Source organism: Niallia sp. FSL M8-0099 (assembly GCF_038006945.1).
Taxonomy (GTDB): domain Bacteria; phylum Bacillota; class Bacilli; order Bacillales; family Cytobacillaceae; genus Niallia; species Niallia circulans.
The window spans coordinates 1,995,503-2,012,294 of sequence record NZ_JBBOWF010000001.1; the positions used below are offsets into that span (position 1 = coordinate 1,995,503).

Here is a 16,792-nt window from a genome sequence, read left to right on the forward strand (position 1 = left end):
AGATGATTAAGATAAAAGCCCTTGGTACCGGTGGAGCATTTACAAAGCACTACCACAATAACTATGTGTTTGAATTAGGAGATAGGAAGTTGTTACTAGATGCTGGAACTACGCTTAGATATAGTTTAAATGAATCCGGATATAAAGAGTCCGATATTACAGATATGGTAATTACTCATTTACATTCTGACCATGTTGGAGGACTCGAAGAATTTGCGCAGCGATGCAAGTGGATTTATAATCATAAGCCGAATTTATGGGTGAGATCAGATTTGCTACAAGGTTTGAGCAATATTCTTTCATATGGTTTATGTACTGATGGCTTGTCTATTCAAGATTATTTTAACATTCAGTATGTTGAAGATGAATTTATGATAGGTAGAACATATGCTGTTGAAATGGTGAAAACGGACAATTTACATTCACAAGGAATGCTCTCTATGGGATTGAAGATAAATGAATTAGGAAGTAATAATATTGTGTTTACAAGTGATATAGCTAAGCATGAGGTTGCTCAATTCGATGGGGTTATCGATGATTCAACTGCAGCGTTGTTCCATGATATTTCACTGATTCCTAATCCAGTACATTCTTATATAGAGGATGTAGTTAAATATTATGAAGGTAAAATTGATTTAGATAAAATATACGGAATGCACTACCAAGATGATGTTGATATCGAAGAAGTTGAGCAGAAATACGGAATTAATATGGTGAGAAAGAATAGATATTACTGCTTCTAATTACATTAAAACTTATAATTTAAAAATAGACGCTGTTGTCCACATGTTTTTTTGCTATGATAAAGATAAAAATATGGAGGCGATCAAGTGGAAAATTTTAAAGTGGAAAAAGTAACCCATTTGGTAAATGGTGAAGAAAACATCGAAATTATTGAGAATGACTTTGAAGGAATTGATGAAGCAGTTGAGCACTATCTAGAATACAATACATCAAAATTTCCTGTTAATGCTAATAAAGTTACATTTTATATATGCGAGGAAGATGATAGTGGAACTGTAATATACAGCAAATTTAAAAACAAATGGTATGGAAGTGAATATCGCTTTAACTTTAAAGGGTATTATCAAGATAATCTTTTATTTTCAATTGAGGGAAATGAGGTTGATATTGCAAATTATCTATTTAATAATATTGATAAAATCAATACCGAATGTAATTTGAAACTGGATATAGACGATTTTAAGTCGAAAATTGTTCCTTATAATGACATAATAGAAGATTTATTAGAAGAAATGAATACAGGCGAAGCGGAATTTGAGTTATTGGACATTTAACATTAGATAAAGTTGAATAAGACCATTTATCAGGATGGTCTTATTTATATACTAGTAAGCAAAATTAGTGATGAAGATATGTTAAAATCATAGTTTTAAAGGACTATCAAGAAGCCCATTTATGAAAAGAGGGTATTCTCAATAGTCCTTTTTTAGTTAAGTTTCTATATTTTACAGTTAGGTTTAATTGAGGATATAAATAAATAAACTTATCATCTTCTCTAATCTTCAATTCCTTCTGAATTCTATATAACTTTGAACGTTCAGATGGAGGCATGAATTCTAATATTCCTGCGTATTTCCCATCCTCAAAACTAAGTAACACTCCAAATTTATCTTTTCTTAATCCGCTAATCTTAACTGTTTCATACTGATAATTTATAACTTTCAACCAATCGTATGAACGTTTATCGATCTGATATGTTGAATTAGATTTTTTCAGTACAATACCTTCTAACCCTTGCTGCTTAATTAAATCAAAGTAAGCTATGCCATTACTTTCTATCCATTTAGTTTTAGTTAGCAGAGGAGTGTCTACTTTAATTATCTGATTAAGAATTTCTTTACGTTCAAGTAAGCTGCGATTAGTAACTTTCTCATTTTTATAATAGATAACATCGAATACTACATATGAAATTATAGATTCTGACCTTCTAGACATGAATTTTTCCATCATAGCTTCGAAATCTGGCTTACCTTGAGAATTAGTAACTATCACCTCACCATCCAGGACAATGTTGTCTGGGATGTTTAAATTGAGTAATTCAGGAAACTTTGAAGTTACTTCATTTTTATGACGAGTATATAATTTAGTAATACCATTGAACTTAGAAAGTGTAAGTCTAATGCCATCAAATTTTAGTTCAGTAATATATGAAGAATCATTGAAAGGTTGCTCTGATTTGTGTAATAACATTGGAGAAACATACATATAAAAACACCTCGTATATAAGTATAAGGGAATGTAATTAAGTTATCATTGGTGTTTAAGAGGTATCATAGGAATTTAATGGGTTAATAAGATTTTGTTGTCAATAGATAGAAACATGTAAAAGATACCAATTATTTTATAGACAATAATAAGTATCTTTGATAAAATATAATTAAATTACTGTGTGAATGTAATTACATAAGTTTATAATATAAATAAATTGTTAATAATCTAAAGGAGAGATAATAATGAGAAGTGCTGATGTAGACTTAACTCAGGGGGATTTTGGGGAATGGGTTATCAGAGGTAATTCAAATGGTAACATCAAACTAACTCAAAAGAATATAGATTTTCTATATAATTTAATAAAAGAACTGAAATCTAAGAAGAATGAAGCATTGAGAGGAGGAAGAGTAAATGTTAGCTGAAAGAAATAATCAAGTGATTATATTAAATAGTGATTTAGTTTATGATCAGATTGAACGTTTTCTTATCAAGAAAGAACAAAAGAGTGTTGGAACTAGAAAGTCTTATGAAACTGACATTAGGATATTCTTTCAGTTTATAAAAAACAAAGATGTCAAATATTTAACTAGAGATGATGTGAATTTAACAATTGATGATTTTGAAGATTTTATAAATTATCATCAGAAAAATGAGATATACAGCAATAAAACAATTAATGGGAAAGTATCTGCAGTTAAAAGTTTGTTAAAATATCTAAAAGTTAAAAAGTTAATTGATGATGATTTATCTTATTTCAGCGAAATTACTACATTACCAGAGAAAAGAAATTCGTATGGTATTTTGACACTTGATGAAGTATTGAAATGGGCAGAATTAGCCTTGACTGAAAAGCATAAACCCAAAGAAAAAAGACTGTTAATTCTTCTAGCTTTAGATACATGTATAAGAAAAGAAGCAATTCTAAAACTCAAATGGTCAGATTTTGAAGTCAAAGAGAATCATGTAATAGTAAAGGGAATAGATAAAGGAAACAAAGAATTCAGGCATGATATATCTGAGAAGTTTTATAATGAGCTATTAGACATCAAAAGTGATTCAGACTTAGTGTTTAATGGAATAAGTAACAGTATGATTCATGATATGATTAAAAGGTTCAAACAACAAACAAATATAGAATCAAATAGAAATATTGTGTTTCACTCTATTCGTAAAGCTGGTGGAACTTTTAGATATAAGGCAAGTGGCGGAGATATAGTATCAGTTCAAAGAGCTTTAGGACATTCAGACTCTAAAGTCACATCGTTATATTTAGGAGAAACAACTTCTAATTCTTTGGGGGCAATAAGTTCCATTAGTGACATTGATTCTGAACTATATAAAAAAGTTGAGCATGAAATATTAATTAAAGTCATTGAGAGTTTAAGTGAGACTGAAAGGTACTTATTGAACAAAAAGATTGAGAAGATGGTATAAAGTAAGTAAATTAACTGCTAATAATACATGTTAAAGGTTTACACTATTGATTAAATATAATAAACTTAAAATAATGATATATTAAGGAGAATAAGTGGTGATAAATGTGTCTACAAATATACATGAATTAAAAGAAAATTTGATATCTGTAATTAAAAATAAAAAAATTAAAAGAAAAAGAAAAACTATCCAAAGTATTAAAACTGGTTTGCAAAAGTACGATTTATTAAATATTCAAGAAACAATTAACAATCCAGACGTTGAGATACCTAATATGAAAGAAGTTGAATTACTTTTATTAGCAGAACAGTTGTTTATTGAAACGTCGGAAGAGAACATCAAACCTTCGAAATACTTTTCTGAATATGAGATGAAAAGAGCAAGGCAATATAGAGGAACTAGTGAATTAGATGAAGAAATTGAGTTCCCTTATACTTTCAAAAATGTAAATATGATTGATCATGACACATTTAACTTTGAATTAAGCTCAAGAGAAATTGCTAGATTATCTAATTCAAGAAAACTTCATTATAATTTTAACATTCAACGTGAATCGCAAAAGAAAAATATAAATGGCAGAATTGTTGAAGAGATAACAGTAATTCCTGAAAGTGTATTGCAAATTAAGAATAATATTATAAAGGGGAAACAATACCCAAGTCAGTTGATTATCAATGCTGCAGTTTTTTCGGCAGATGATGGAATGAACGAATTAAAGTATGACCCAGCAGAAAGAACTTTAACTGTAATGCCTGGAACTATTTTAGATATAGCAGACGGATACCACCGTACAAAAGGATCTGAAATGGCATATTCTGAGGATAAGAATGCTGAAGTTATATTTACGATTTTATTAACTAACTATCCAGACGATAAAGCAAAAGAAATGGTAGGGCAACATTCTTTAGCTACTCCTATTTCAGATGAGCGAAGACTTGAAATGATGAACTCTGGATTAGGCGACGAAGTTTTAAATAAATTTTTAAAAGAATCTCTATTAGATGAAAAAGTCGGAAGAGGTAAAGAATTAAATAAAAATTTAAATGAAGTTGTTAAATATTCAACTTTGAGAAATACAATCCAAAACTTCTTTAATTTAGAGAGAACTGGAGATAGATATAGGGTAGCGGATTATTTAAAAGAATTTTTTAATATACTGATTGAAGAAACAGATAGTAAAAACAAAGAAAATAGTATGTTAAATGAAGAAATAATGTATGTGGGATTCATTATTTTAGCTAGTAGAATGATGAATAAACAAATGAAAGCATATGAAGTCTTAGATATTTTGGAAGTAGTGGACTTCAGAAAAGACGATGATATTTGGAAAGAATTCGAAATAGTGGATTCTAAACTAAATGTTAAAAACAGCATAGAAAATATGGAGAAATTAATAGATAATTTAATATAAAAGTTAATATTGGGGAGAAATGATATGCAAACTTTGGATCAAATATATAACCCAGAAATCAAAGAGCAATTTATCAAAGAAAATAATTATGAAGGAGGTAGTGCGAACACAGTTAGATACTTTTTTGCAAAAACTGGTTATATTGAACATATACTTAAAAAAGATTTATTTAATTTTAGTTTGATTGAGGTTGAAAAAGCACTCTACAATGCAAATCCACTTAATTATGATATGGGAAAACAATATGTCAATTGGATAAATAAGTACCTTACTTGGGCAGTAGGAGAAAAAGCGTATCGAGATAATAACGATAACGTAATCAAACCTTATGTAAACGATAAACAATGGATAAAAAAATTTATTGATCCAAACAATAGAATTCATTTTACTAAAGATGAAATACTAGATATGATTAAAAACGAAAGCACACAATCTAAAGTTTTAACTATGCTAATTTTTGATGGAGTGTTTGGCACTCAAATGAGTGAGATAAGAAACTTAATGAAAAAAGATATTAATTGGGAAAAGAAAACTGTAACTATATCAGACAGAAATGGCGCTGAAATCAAATTAAGTGATGAAACAATCGAATATCTAAAAATTTTAACTGAGTCAAATATCGATAGAAGAAGAACTGAAGATGGTGGAATTAAAGACTATGTGTTAGTTAATAACGATTATGTAATGAGCCCTGTCATATCTCAAAAGGCAAGAGAAGACTATAATGAGCCTGTAAGTTATCCAACTTTATTAACTAGATTCGTTAGCGAAGTTAATGACTACGATATTAAATTAACGCCAGTTGGATTAAACAGATCCGGAATGATCTATCAAGGATACCTCATGTCAAAAGACTCAGGAATACTAACTAAAGAGCAGCAAAGAATTATTGGAGAAAATTACAATACAAGTAGGTATAGTGCAGGAAAACGCGCTATTAATTTATCTCATTTGCGCAAATGGCTGAACGCAGACAATATAGAAGAATTATATGATATAGAAGTTGAAGTTGAAGCATAAGTAGCCCTTTAATGGGCTATTTGTCATTCATAAAAAAGATACCAATTAATTATAGTGAAATAATTGGTATCTTTGACCAAAAAATATCTGAATTGTCAATATGTTCGACAAACATTCATTCAATTCGACAATAAAAGACAAAGACAAATGTTTATTGCTGTTGTAAAATGGGTATATGGAATACTTCTTTTAGTACTATATGAACTTTTGTTGTCTATATAGACAACAACGGACTAGAGCGAAAGTAATGCAAAACTTACTAACGCCCTAGCCTACTTAAATATTCCACTCGTATAAGTCATCAATTTTACAGTTAAGAGCTCTCGAAATTATTCTTGCTGTAGCTAATGACATTGCTCTATCTTTTGAGATGTACTTACTGATTTGTGCTTTATCAATACCAGTTTTGACAGCAAGATCAGTCTTAGTCATCCTTTCTTTACGTAGTAAATCTTCAAGTAGGCATTTTCCAAAAATATCATTTTGGTTCATTGGGAAATGCCTCCCGTATATGAAAATAGTACCAACTCAGTATAGCATAGAAATATTTGTATTAATAGTTAGATATAGTTCTTTATGACGAATAAATTAATTGATTATGAACGCTAGAAATAGTATACTAATAAATAGAACAAACGTTCCTATTAGGAGGGGGATCGAAAATAGATAGGAATAAACAACGAAAAGCACAATGGGGGAGACTTATGAGCACTATAACAACTGTCGGGAAGATGGAAATAGGATTTGTGCATGAAGCTAAATTAAAGGTTGAAGAAGTTTTAGAGTTACTCAATAAAGATGACATAGTGAGAGCAGATTTACAAATGTGGACAAGTGATGGAAAACTACATAAGTTTTCTCTAGCTGAAATTATTGGGGTAGTTATTAATCATATGGAATCAAATGACGATAAAGAAAATGAAAAAATCGCCAAGCTGGCACTTGACGATAATGAACTAAAGTTGTGAAATATATCAATCACGTAAGTAATTATACCATAGACTATAGTCAAAAATAAACTATAAATACTCTACTGCTTAAAAGGCATAAAGTACACCACGAATCAATTGCAGAAGTCGTGGTGTTTTATTTTAGAAAATTTAAAAATAACACTTGTGTTTTAAATATAAATAAATTACAATTAATATAGGTTATTTGATAAAGGAGGTCATAAACAGTTAGAATAAATCTATAAATATCTATAAAAAACTATTGATTTTTCATACATTTCATAATATAATAGAATTATCCACTAATTCAAAGGAGAATGAAATGTATGAAAAAATACAGTATTGGTCAATTCGCAAAAGAAATCGGAGTAACAGTTCAGACTTTAAGAAATTGGGATAAGACAAATAAATTAAATCCCCAATATACTGCACCTTCTGGACACCGTTATTACTCTCAACAACAACTTGAATATTTTCTTGGTTTACATTCTCCTGAATCAGAATCGAGAATAACTATCGGCTACTGTCGAGTATCTTCTCATAAGCAAAAGGATGATTTGCAGAGACAAGTGGAAAACATGGATTCATACTTACTGTCTCAAGGTAATCCATTTAAGATTGTGAAAGATATAGGTAGTGGCATAAACTACAACAAAAAAGGGTTAAATGATGTTATTGATTTAGTCCTAAATTACAAAGTGGATAGAGTTGTAGTTTTATACAAAGATAGGTTATTACGATTCGGATTTGAACTCTTGGAAAATTTATTTGCTAAATACGGAACAAAGATTGAGGTTATCGACAATACTCCAAAGACAGATAATCAAGAGTTGGTCGAAGATTTAATTCAAATTGTTACTGTATTTAGTTGGGAATTACAAGGGAGACGGGCGAATAAGGCTAAGAAATTAATTAAGGAGTTGAAAGAGAATGATACTAGCAAAGAAGATACGAATTAAACCAACTAAAGAACAAGAAATTCAACTATGGAAATCTACTGGTGTGGCAAGATGGGTATACAATTGGACATTAGCTAGACAGCAAGAAAATTATCAACGAGGGTTGAAATTCTTATCTGACAATGTTTTAAGAAAAGAAATCACACAAATTAAAAAACAAGAGGACTTCCAATGGTTGAGTGAAGTATCAAATAATGTAGCTAAACAAGCTGTTAAAGATGCTTGTGATGCATATAAGAGATTCTTTAAGGGTTTGGCGAAACGTCCAAGATTCAAGTCTAAGAAGAAATCTAAACCTTCTTTCTATAATGACAATGTGAAACTTAAAGTAAAAAAGAACACGGTGTTAATTGAAAAAGTAGGATGGGTTGCAACTTCTGAGCAAGTCCCAATGGGAGTGAAATACGTTAACCCTAGAGTGTCATTTGATGGAAAGTATTGGTATTTGTCTATTGGAATTGAACAAGAGCAAGTTAAACAAGAATTGACAGATGAAGTAATCGGAGTAGATTTGGGGGTAAAGGAATTAGCCATTTGCTCTAATAAAATGATGTTTAAAAACATCAATAAAACAAAAGAAGTGAGAAAGATTGAGAAACGTTTACGTAGGTTGCAGCGTACGGTTTCTCGAAAATACCAGATGAATAAGGAGGGAAACCGATTTGTCAAAACATGTAACATTATAAAAATCGAAAAGCAAATACGAAACCTACACAGACGGTTAGCTAACATTAGAAACAATCACATTCATCAAGCAACAAATACAATAGTGAAAACCAAACCTTGTAAAGTTGTGATGGAAGATTTGAATGTAGTTGGAATGATGAAAAATCGTCATTTAGCTAAAGCAGTAGCCAAACAAAAGATGTATGAATTTCTCCGTCAAATGAAATATAAATGTGAAAAATACGGAATTGAATTTATACAAGTTGGACGTTTCTTCCCATCTTCTAAAACATGTTCGTGCTGTGGACAAATTAAATCAGATTTAAAATTATCTGATAGAGTTTACAAGTGTGACTGCGGATTAGAGATAGATAGAGATATGAATGCTGCGTTAAATTTAGCTAAATATGGAGAATTAGTAGCTTAGTCACTTATAAGACACTACTAATGTGTAGGGTTCGTTGTACCCGAATTAACGCCTGTGGAGTATCATATCAAATGTGAGTAGCTTCGGCAAAAGCAGATACAAAGAAGCAGGAAATAAACATTGCTTATAGATTTTTATAGGTTTTTGGCAACGGATAGACGGTTTTGTTGGTAGAAGAGAAATTAAGAAAAACGATCACGAGTTTACAACGAACATTAATCAATCTTGAGAAGGGTGATAAATTAGCAGCTAAGTGTGATTTGGATCATGCAAGAGATTACATAGACGAAGGATTTTGGCTACTTTATGATGAGATTAAAGATAAAATTTAAATATAAATAAATTATATAGAAAAGAGAATCATTTAAGATTCTCATGAGTTAAATTATAGGGGAATAAAACATATCTATAAAATTACAATGAATCTAGACTGCCTTGACCGTATATCAACAAATTCGTTGAATTAAGCTAGGTGAATTGTTTTTTGGAGAATTTACATCGCTTGATACTTCAAAAGCCTCCATTTGTTCATAATCAAAGGGAACAAGTAATTTGTTTAATAAGTTAATATCTGTATTCGATGGATCTAACCAGAATTGTTCATTTTCAGGTTTCAATATCACTGGCATTCTATCATGTATCTCAGTCATTAATTGATTTGGTTGAGTGGTAATCACAGAACAAGAGTATATAGTTTCTCCTTCAGGAGATTTCCACGATTCCCATAATCCAGCCATACCGAATGGTTGATTATCTTTAAGTTTAATACGCATGGGAATTTTACGTTCCTCTGTACGTTTCCACTCATAAAAGGAATCAGCCAGTATTAGGCAGCGTTTCTTCTTATATGAATTGCGAAAACTTGGCTTCTCAGAGATAGTTTCAGAACGTGCGTTAATCATTTTATAACCGATTTTCATATCTTTAGACCAGGGAGGAATCAATCCCCATCGTAAATATCCTAGACGGTTCTTCTCACCATCATTAATTACAGAAAGTACAGACTGAGAAGGAGCTACATTATAGTTGGGATTATACAATGATTCCTCAATAGCTGAGTCAATGTTGAATCGATCAATAATTGTTTCAAAATCAGTAAACAAAGTAAAGCGACCACACATTCTATCACCTGCTTTTTAGGTTAAGTGTAGCAAAGTAGAATGTGAAAAACAAACAGGAGAATGAAAGTGTAGTTTTATTAAAATAAATTGAATAGAGGAAGACTTAATGAATTATTTCATCGATATTGGATTTGAAAGATATACTAAGAAATTCGAAATTACAAAAGAAACGTACGATAAATATAATGGAGTCATTACAGAATTAGGTTGGAAAGATAGTCTTAAAGTCGATTTAGTAGATGGAACAATCGTTATCAAAAGAAATGATCTTAAATATTTTAGGGTGAGTAAGGAAGCTTAAGTTATCAAATAAAAAGATTCTTTTATTAAGGAGGGTGAATTATTAAGTGAACGATATCTATGATCAAGCATTAAATAAACTTATCAATAGAGTTTCGATAAATACAGTGGGAAAGGAACAACTATTAATATTTAACGTATTTGACAGAAGACGTTTAAAAGGTAGAACAATAATTAAAAATAAAAGCAATATAATAAGTGAAAATGAATTAGAAAGCATTTTGAAATTATTACATGATGACTATCATGATTTAGGAATGAAAATCACTATTTATAAAAATAAACTACAAGTGTTTATGTCTTGGCTGAATGTATTTGACTCTTCGTTTGAATTTCAAATTTTGAGAGGAATATTAAGTGGTAAACTTGGCGGTAATCACAGAGATGGGATTATATCTATGTATCCTTCCAATCATAAATTTGAATCTAAAAAGTTTCTAACTTATAAATACCAACTCTATTTACTGTTTGGATTATTACATGAGATTAGACATGCATATCAAAGAACACATAAGAAAAAGAAATATGATATGGAATACATAGGTGCTGGTAAAAAAGGTTATAGTTCGCAATGGTGTGAAAGGGATGCTAACGCTTTTGCTCAAAGATTTATGAATAATAACAAAGAAGAGATTAACAAAATTTTAGGAATTACTGATATTGACTGGGACTGTTTATGGGGAAGATTCACCATTTATTATTAATTAATAAAACATGTAATTTATTAAAGGAGAGATAGAATTGTCAAAAGAAGATTTCGTATTAGGCGAACCATTAGAGAATTATTTAGCATTAAGACAACTAGATAAATATATGGTAGGACATAAGGGATACATAGCAGGTGGAGTATTTAAGAACATATTTAATAAAGAACCATTTAAGGATGTAGACGTATTCTTTGAAAATGAAAGAGAGCACAAAGAAGCTGAATTGTATTTTAAGAATCATACGGATTTTGAATTAACTTATCAAAACGATAAAGTAACTGCTTTTAAAGATTTAGAAAGAGAAATAAATATTGAATTGATAAAACACAAGTTTAAGAGTCCATTAGAAATGATAGATGAATTTGATTTTACAATTACTAAGTTTGCTTACTTCAAATATATCAATCCAGATGACCCTGAAGAAGATAGTTGGGAAATTGCTTATCATAAAAAGTTTTTTGAACACTTAATTATGAAGCGATTAGTAGCAGACAACATATTGGTTTTACCAGTTAATACATATAACAGAATGTTCAGATATGCTCGTTATGGTTATTTCCCTTGTAGAGAGACTAAATCTAAGGTTATTGCTGCATTAAGAGAATTACCGAGATTTAGTGAAGAGTTGCTTTCACAGGAATTATATAATGGGTTAGATTGAACTAGAAGTAGGTTCAAAGGAGTGAGAAAGATGGCTAGGAAAGGAAATGTGTTTATTTTTAAAAATGGCGCAAAATGTTTAGTTGTTGAAAATAAAGTGAAAAAAGGTGATTTTGATGAAAGAGGAAAGTACGGCTCCTGGGACGACAGCAGATGGATATTGGTTAATTTAGAAACTGGTGAAGTAGAATTACACTATCGTTATAACATACCTTATGAAGATGGAATGCCGTACATTCCTATGTACGGAGGTGTTGTTGAAATCTTAGATAAATTAACCTGTTAAAGTAAATAAAATTGGGTTTTTAATGTAAATAAATTATATAAAGAGGAGGTTATATGCAGCTATACAAAGATAGAATATTGCTTCCGTATCCAGAAAGTACAATAAATAAGGTTAAAACAATGTTCCAAATGAGGAACGAGGGTAGCACACTACAAGAAATAGGTAATACATTTAATGTTACTCGGGAGGCTGTTAGATTAATACTAAAAGGGGAGTCATATAAAGACATTATAGAACGATATAACCTTAAAGTGGAAAATATGAAACAAATAAGATTTGGTTATTTTACCAAACAACAGTTATTGTATATTTCCAAAAGAATTAATGAAGGAGTAGAAATAGATTTAATTTCTCAAGAATTAAAAATATCGGAGGCAACATTAAGAAAACACATTCTTAAAAATAAGGAAGTGGAGAAGTTCTTAAGAAACAATGAAGTCGATGTGAAAAAATTAAGACAGTGTTTTGATAACCGTGACTTTTCTAAGAATGATATAATTAATATTTTTAAATTATATGGAGAAGGGAAATCACAAAGCGAAATAGGGAAATTATATGGTGTTCGTCAAACACATATTTCAAATATTTTGAGAGGTGAGTATTACATAAAAGAAATTAAGGAATTAGGATTAACTCCAGTTTATACAAACTTAAAAGAAGAGAATATCATATACATATTTAGTTTATACAATTCAGGATTGAGCCAATCTGAAATTGCTAAAAAATTGAATGTTACAGTAGGCGCTATTAACCTCAACCTAAACGGGAAGTCAAATTTCTCAAAGAAAATAATTGAAAAATACAAGTTAACAAAAAGAGAGTTGAGTAATAATAATCTTGTACGTAAATTATCGGAGGAACAAGTATTAGAAATCTTTAAATTACGTAACGAAGAAAACTTATCATATTTAAAATTAGCGAAACGGTTTAACTTGGGGCGAAGTTCAATTATTAGAATTCTGAACGGTGAAACGTATGCTGACATTTCTAAGAAACATAATTTACTAGATAATAAATGAAATTCCGAATTTAATAGAATAGAGGTAAAAATATGACCGATTTAGCGTTAAAAATAATTCTTGTCATGATTCCGATAGTTTATGTAAGTTTGAGAATAAAAGATAAAAATGATAAGTCTTATCTTAAGAAATTTAACGAACGGTATCATTTTGATAATGCTGCTAATGAATACTCCAAGAATTTGTTGAAACTAGGGAAGTTTCCATATCATGCTTTTAAAGAAAGTAATGTTGAGAAAGGTATTAAAATGGATATTGAATTCTTAAGAAAACGAGATGAATATTTAGATTCTTTAACTCTAGAACAACATGGTCAACTAATTAGGGGAATGGATAGTTATTTAATGGGCGATGTGTCTAGTGTTAGGTTAGCAAAGAAAATAGCAAAAGAACGAGAATATAAATTCTAATCAAAGTCAGATTTTAAACGAAAGGAGATAATAAATTTGAAAAATAAAGTCAGTATCGAATTAGGTTTGGCATTAGATGCAGCAATAAAGGAATTTACAAAAGAAGGTGTGTTAGACGTACCTAAACATTTCGATAAGTGGGTTAACGAGTGTGAGGCTTTAAATGATATTAGTACATATGAATTGGCTAAATATATTATTGAAGGTTATGAATATCCTAGTCTAACAAAAGAACAAGCAATAGACTTTTTTGTTAAATGGATGAAAAAGTACAATGAAAATATACCATATCCAACAAAGAACAGTAGTTACAGAAGAGGTAGAAGAGGTACTTTAGAAGAAATTGAACGGAAGTTAATTGAATTAGGATTATAAAAGCATGATTTAATTAAAAATAAATTAAGATAAGGAGAGAAATTCGATGTCTATAGTTAACTATTATAACTTAGTTACCAAAGGTACTAATCACATGTGCCATGTAGTTAGCGAGAATGAAGGGAAGTCTATTTCAGAAAAGTCTCGAACAGATATAATACTAACTACACAATACATAGCTGATAATGCTGCAGAGCCATGGAAAAGTCTATATGAAAAAAAGTTAGAAGAGAATTATGAACGAAGATGGAATGAATTGAAACTTTGGTTAATGAGATATCCGTTATCTAAAACAGTGGAAGATGTGTTGATAGTAATGTCAATTTTAGATAATGGAAAAGATATACGAGACTATAAACCAAAATACATACAGCAACTTGAAAAGGAAGTCCTATCAGAGAAATAAAACAATAAAGAGATAAAATTAGCAATTAATAAAAATAAATTACATAAACTTTCATAATAACGACACCACTTACACCACCACGTCATACAATGTATTATCAAACATGAGGGAGATAATACAATGATAAAATTTGAAACGATAATAATTGAATTACTTGAAAGTGAAAAAGCTGAAAATAAATGTTCGTATTGCTGGAAAGAAGCTACGGAAAATTATTGTAAAAATTGTGATGTAAAGGTGGATGATTGGCATGAACTTATCTAAAGTGAAATATATTTGCGAGTTTAATAAGGAACTAGGAATAGAAGAATATTATAAGCGAGTTTATTTAACAGAAAGTAATATGTGGGGAATTAAGCGAAAGATAACAAAAAGTACATTTACAAAGAGGAAGAGTGAAGGGTATAAGGTTGAATACTATAATATAACCTTTGATTTTAGTGTGATTAGTGACATGATCTTGGATGTAAACAGCTTATTATACGTTGCTGAAATGACTAACGATGAAAAATGGATTGGTCAATTAGAAGCAAAGAAGAAAACTTTGATGAGTTTGTTAATTAAATAGAAACTATACAACCACTACCACATATACTTATACCACTAATAAGAATTGGAGTGGTGGATAATGAGCATAAAGCAGCGATTAACAGAATGGAAAAAAGAAAGTCCTATTAGAAAATATAGGGCACAACAAGGATTATCTCAAGCTGATTTAGCATCAATTTTAGGAGTAGCGGCATATACACTTCAACGATGGGAAGAAGGAGCAATGAACCCTGGTGAGAAAAATATAAGTAAATTGAATGAGATTATTCCCGAATTTGAAAAGCGATGGGGAGAGTGGAAAAGTGATAAACCAACTATGTGAGGGATTATTCCCTTGCATAGAAATATAAAACGGTTATTTTATAAGGAGGGAAATGAGTTGGAAGAAGAAGTTAAGAATAAAATTGCCAGTGTAGTAGGTCTTACTGATGAGTGGGAAGACGGTACTTATTTATATTATTTAACAAGAGTGAAATCAGCCTTTGCTTTGGGAACGATGACTTTAGATGACTTTGAAGAAGTTAATTATGAGTTAGTCGAAGAGATATTTAAAGAAATTAAACCATATTTAAACTTATAAAAACGATATTTAAAAGGGAGTGAATAAATGGAAAGTATTCTAGAGCACATTCTACGTCCAGCTGACAAAATTATAAAGTATGGATTAGTAGATGAAAAAATAATATTAGAATTGAAGATGACTACATCACTCTATGAATATATTGAAGTCCTAAATAATTACTACGATAATGAAGATAATCCATATTTTAATAACTGGACGGATGTAGAGGGAATGGGATATGGTTGGGCTTGGATGAGATATGAAGAGAAAGATTGGCATAAGATGATGTCGAAGTTAGTGGAGGATAGATCATATTTCTTGTTAAGAGACATGGATAACACTTTGTATTTTGTTTATGAAAACGAAAAAGTTAAGACTTATCATTTTGTTACTTTAGATTCATGGAGAGAGGATACTATCATTGGCTTTTCAAATGAAGAGCTATTTTAAAAATATAAAATTAAAATTGAGGAGGATATTATGCCTATTAATGATGATTTAACAACAATATATGAAATTCCTGATGAAATAAAAGGTAATTTTACAAAGGAATTTATAGAGGATTTTCGTAAATCAGCAATTGAAATATTTAGACAAAATGATATTAATCTAGGAAGAGAACCTTATGATTATGAAAGTTATTCATATTATGATTGGTGGGTATACGTTGAGGGTTCTAGTGGGTTCTACGAGGCTTTCCAAAAAGTTTGTAAAAAATATAACTTAGAATTCATTGTTGATTACTATGATAATCTCCCCTGGTATGATTCCGATTTATTTGATGACCAATTTGGGAATCTGCTTATTGAATACGGATTGGTGGAAGAAGGAGAAGTAATGGAAAAATAGATAAGACTCTTTTAAAACCGATGTTTTAAAGTAAAGCAAAATGATGGGAGTGGAGAAATGGATAAATTTCTTATTAGGTTGGGTAAATCTTTAGTGAGTATCATTGGTTTTGCAGTATCTATATTACTGATAGCAATAACTGTAGGAATATTTGGAGGGGTGATATTCTTATTACCTTACTGGTTACTTACATTTGTTATCGGAGACTATGCGACATGGTGGATAGTATTAGTTATTATTGGATTACCTATAGTTGCGGAATGGAATAAGATAGTTGAGTGGTTTAAATGGCAATTTATCGATCCCTTTAAGAAACTATAAAAACCACATTTTATAAAAAATAAAACTATAAATAAATTAAAATAATAGTTGATATATAAATATAAATAAATTACAATTAATGCATAAGTGATATTCTTCTCTAAGTTGATGGCTTGGTGGAGAGT

At 30.0% G+C, this 16,792-nt stretch carries 28 protein-coding genes; 25 read left to right on the plus strand and 3 right to left on the minus strand.

What is annotated here, in order from left to right:
- Nucleotides 1-2: 2 nt before the first annotated feature.
- Together NSQ92_RS09690 and NSQ92_RS09695 are read left to right on the plus strand one after the other, a co-directional pair.
- Nucleotides 3-743 (plus strand): MBL fold metallo-hydrolase, encoded by a 741-nt coding sequence (locus NSQ92_RS09690; protein ID WP_341151481.1) that lies wholly within the window; start codon nt 3-5, stop codon nt 741-743.
- Between the two features lie 87 nt (nt 744-830).
- The gene (locus NSQ92_RS09695; protein ID WP_341151480.1) at nt 831-1,298 is read left to right on the plus strand and encodes a hypothetical protein; all 468 of its coding nucleotides are present in this window, start codon (nt 831-833) and stop codon (nt 1,296-1,298) included.
- A gap of 106 nt (nt 1,299-1,404) precedes the next feature.
- Here NSQ92_RS09695 and NSQ92_RS09700 read toward each other — a convergent pair whose 3' ends face one another.
- Entirely contained in the window at nt 1,405-2,229 is an 825-nt protein-coding gene (locus NSQ92_RS09700) for an ATP-dependent DNA ligase (RefSeq protein WP_341151479.1), read from the minus strand.
- A gap of 248 nt (nt 2,230-2,477) precedes the next feature.
- Between NSQ92_RS09700 and NSQ92_RS09705 the strand changes: the two genes are divergently transcribed.
- The 4 genes from NSQ92_RS09705 (at nt 2,478) to NSQ92_RS09720 (ending at nt 6,100) form a co-directional block, all read left to right on the plus strand.
- Entirely contained in the window at nt 2,478-2,657 is a 180-nt protein-coding gene (locus NSQ92_RS09705) for a hypothetical protein (RefSeq protein WP_341151478.1), read from the plus strand.
- A complete protein-coding gene (locus tag NSQ92_RS09710; RefSeq protein ID WP_341151477.1) occupies nt 2,647-3,669 on the plus strand; it encodes a tyrosine-type recombinase/integrase in 1,023 nt (340 codons plus the stop codon). Before NSQ92_RS09705 ends, NSQ92_RS09710 begins: the two co-directional genes overlap by 11 nt.
- A 97-nt stretch (nt 3,670-3,766) precedes the next feature.
- Nucleotides 3,767-5,080 (plus strand): hypothetical protein, encoded by a 1,314-nt coding sequence (locus NSQ92_RS09715; RefSeq protein WP_341151476.1) that lies wholly within the window; start codon nt 3,767-3,769, stop codon nt 5,078-5,080.
- 24 nt (nt 5,081-5,104) lie between these two features.
- Complete coding sequence (locus tag NSQ92_RS09720) at nt 5,105-6,100, plus strand: phage lytic cycle repressor MrpR family protein (protein ID WP_095328651.1); 996 nt, start codon at nt 5,105-5,107, stop codon at nt 6,098-6,100.
- A gap of 276 nt (nt 6,101-6,376) precedes the next feature.
- Here NSQ92_RS09720 and NSQ92_RS09725 read toward each other — a convergent pair whose 3' ends face one another.
- Nucleotides 6,377-6,592 (minus strand): helix-turn-helix domain-containing protein, encoded by a 216-nt coding sequence (locus NSQ92_RS09725; RefSeq protein WP_095328652.1) that lies wholly within the window; start codon nt 6,590-6,592, stop codon nt 6,377-6,379.
- A gap of 212 nt (nt 6,593-6,804) precedes the next feature.
- Here NSQ92_RS09725 and NSQ92_RS09730 point away from each other — a divergent pair, with 212 nt between their 5' ends.
- The 4 genes from NSQ92_RS09730 to NSQ92_RS09745 all read left to right on the plus strand — a co-directional run bounded on the left by NSQ92_RS09730 (nt 6,805) and on the right by NSQ92_RS09745 (nt 9,434).
- Nucleotides 6,805-7,068: a hypothetical protein gene (locus NSQ92_RS09730; protein WP_341152686.1), complete on the plus strand. Its 264-nt coding sequence runs from the start codon at nt 6,805-6,807 to the stop codon at nt 7,066-7,068.
- Nucleotides 7,069-7,376: 308 nt separating this feature from the next.
- Nucleotides 7,377-8,009 (plus strand): IS607 family transposase, encoded by a 633-nt coding sequence (locus NSQ92_RS09735; RefSeq protein ID WP_341152687.1) that lies wholly within the window; start codon nt 7,377-7,379, stop codon nt 8,007-8,009.
- Nucleotides 7,981-9,102 carry an RNA-guided endonuclease InsQ/TnpB family protein gene (locus tag NSQ92_RS09740; protein WP_341152688.1) on the plus strand — a complete coding sequence of 374 codons (1,122 nt, stop codon included), beginning with the start codon at nt 7,981-7,983 and terminating at the stop codon, nt 9,100-9,102. The genes NSQ92_RS09735 and NSQ92_RS09740 overlap by 29 nt, the downstream gene beginning before the upstream one ends.
- A gap of 164 nt (nt 9,103-9,266) precedes the next feature.
- Entirely contained in the window at nt 9,267-9,434 is a 168-nt protein-coding gene (locus NSQ92_RS09745; protein WP_163187038.1) for a hypothetical protein, read from the plus strand.
- Nucleotides 9,435-9,548: 114 nt separating this feature from the next.
- Here NSQ92_RS09745 and NSQ92_RS09750 read toward each other — a convergent pair whose 3' ends face one another.
- Nucleotides 9,549-10,223, minus strand: coding sequence for an SOS response-associated peptidase (locus NSQ92_RS09750; protein WP_341152689.1), 675 nt, complete (start codon nt 10,221-10,223; stop codon nt 9,549-9,551).
- A gap of 106 nt (nt 10,224-10,329) precedes the next feature.
- Here NSQ92_RS09750 and NSQ92_RS09755 point away from each other — a divergent pair, with 106 nt between their 5' ends.
- From NSQ92_RS09755 to NSQ92_RS09825, 15 genes are all read left to right on the plus strand, one after another.
- On the plus strand, nt 10,330-10,524 hold the full coding sequence (locus tag NSQ92_RS09755; RefSeq protein ID WP_341152690.1) for a hypothetical protein: 195 nt from the start codon (nt 10,330-10,332) through the stop codon (nt 10,522-10,524).
- Nucleotides 10,525-10,570: 46 nt separating this feature from the next.
- Nucleotides 10,571-11,227: a DUF3920 family protein gene (locus NSQ92_RS09760; RefSeq protein ID WP_341152691.1), complete on the plus strand. Its 657-nt coding sequence runs from the start codon at nt 10,571-10,573 to the stop codon at nt 11,225-11,227.
- A gap of 37 nt (nt 11,228-11,264) precedes the next feature.
- Nucleotides 11,265-11,891, plus strand: a complete 627-nt coding sequence (locus tag NSQ92_RS09765; protein ID WP_341152692.1) for a hypothetical protein — start codon at nt 11,265-11,267, stop codon at nt 11,889-11,891.
- Nucleotides 11,892-11,921: 30 nt separating this feature from the next.
- Entirely contained in the window at nt 11,922-12,176 is a 255-nt protein-coding gene (locus NSQ92_RS09770; protein WP_341152693.1) for a hypothetical protein, read from the plus strand.
- A gap of 53 nt (nt 12,177-12,229) precedes the next feature.
- On the plus strand, nt 12,230-13,195 hold the full coding sequence (locus tag NSQ92_RS09775; RefSeq protein WP_341152694.1) for a hypothetical protein: 966 nt from the start codon (nt 12,230-12,232) through the stop codon (nt 13,193-13,195).
- Between the two features lie 32 nt (nt 13,196-13,227).
- The gene (locus NSQ92_RS09780; RefSeq protein WP_341152695.1) at nt 13,228-13,605 is read left to right on the plus strand and encodes a hypothetical protein; all 378 of its coding nucleotides are present in this window, start codon (nt 13,228-13,230) and stop codon (nt 13,603-13,605) included.
- A gap of 36 nt (nt 13,606-13,641) precedes the next feature.
- Nucleotides 13,642-13,980: a hypothetical protein gene (locus tag NSQ92_RS09785; RefSeq protein WP_341152696.1), complete on the plus strand. Its 339-nt coding sequence runs from the start codon at nt 13,642-13,644 to the stop codon at nt 13,978-13,980.
- A 46-nt stretch (nt 13,981-14,026) separates the two neighbouring features.
- On the plus strand, nt 14,027-14,386 hold the full coding sequence (locus tag NSQ92_RS09790; protein WP_341152697.1) for a hypothetical protein: 360 nt from the start codon (nt 14,027-14,029) through the stop codon (nt 14,384-14,386).
- Between the two features lie 120 nt (nt 14,387-14,506).
- Nucleotides 14,507-14,650: a hypothetical protein gene (locus tag NSQ92_RS09795; RefSeq protein WP_341152698.1), complete on the plus strand. Its 144-nt coding sequence runs from the start codon at nt 14,507-14,509 to the stop codon at nt 14,648-14,650.
- Nucleotides 14,637-14,954 (plus strand): hypothetical protein, encoded by a 318-nt coding sequence (locus NSQ92_RS09800; RefSeq protein ID WP_341152699.1) that lies wholly within the window; start codon nt 14,637-14,639, stop codon nt 14,952-14,954. Before NSQ92_RS09795 ends, NSQ92_RS09800 begins: the two co-directional genes overlap by 14 nt.
- Nucleotides 14,955-15,014: 60 nt before the next feature.
- Nucleotides 15,015-15,257 carry a helix-turn-helix domain-containing protein gene (locus NSQ92_RS09805; RefSeq protein WP_341152700.1) on the plus strand — a complete coding sequence of 81 codons (243 nt, stop codon included), beginning with the start codon at nt 15,015-15,017 and terminating at the stop codon, nt 15,255-15,257.
- Nucleotides 15,258-15,314: 57 nt separating this feature from the next.
- Nucleotides 15,315-15,515 carry a hypothetical protein gene (locus NSQ92_RS09810; RefSeq protein WP_341152701.1) on the plus strand — a complete coding sequence of 67 codons (201 nt, stop codon included), beginning with the start codon at nt 15,315-15,317 and terminating at the stop codon, nt 15,513-15,515.
- 27 nt (nt 15,516-15,542) lie between these two features.
- Nucleotides 15,543-15,947 (plus strand): hypothetical protein, encoded by a 405-nt coding sequence (locus tag NSQ92_RS09815; protein WP_341152702.1) that lies wholly within the window; start codon nt 15,543-15,545, stop codon nt 15,945-15,947.
- Between the two features lie 30 nt (nt 15,948-15,977).
- Nucleotides 15,978-16,346, plus strand: a complete 369-nt coding sequence (locus tag NSQ92_RS09820) for a hypothetical protein (RefSeq protein WP_341152703.1) — start codon at nt 15,978-15,980, stop codon at nt 16,344-16,346.
- Between the two features lie 57 nt (nt 16,347-16,403).
- Nucleotides 16,404-16,667, plus strand: coding sequence for a hypothetical protein (locus tag NSQ92_RS09825; RefSeq protein WP_341152704.1), 264 nt, complete (start codon nt 16,404-16,406; stop codon nt 16,665-16,667).
- Nucleotides 16,668-16,792: the final 125 nt, after the last annotated feature.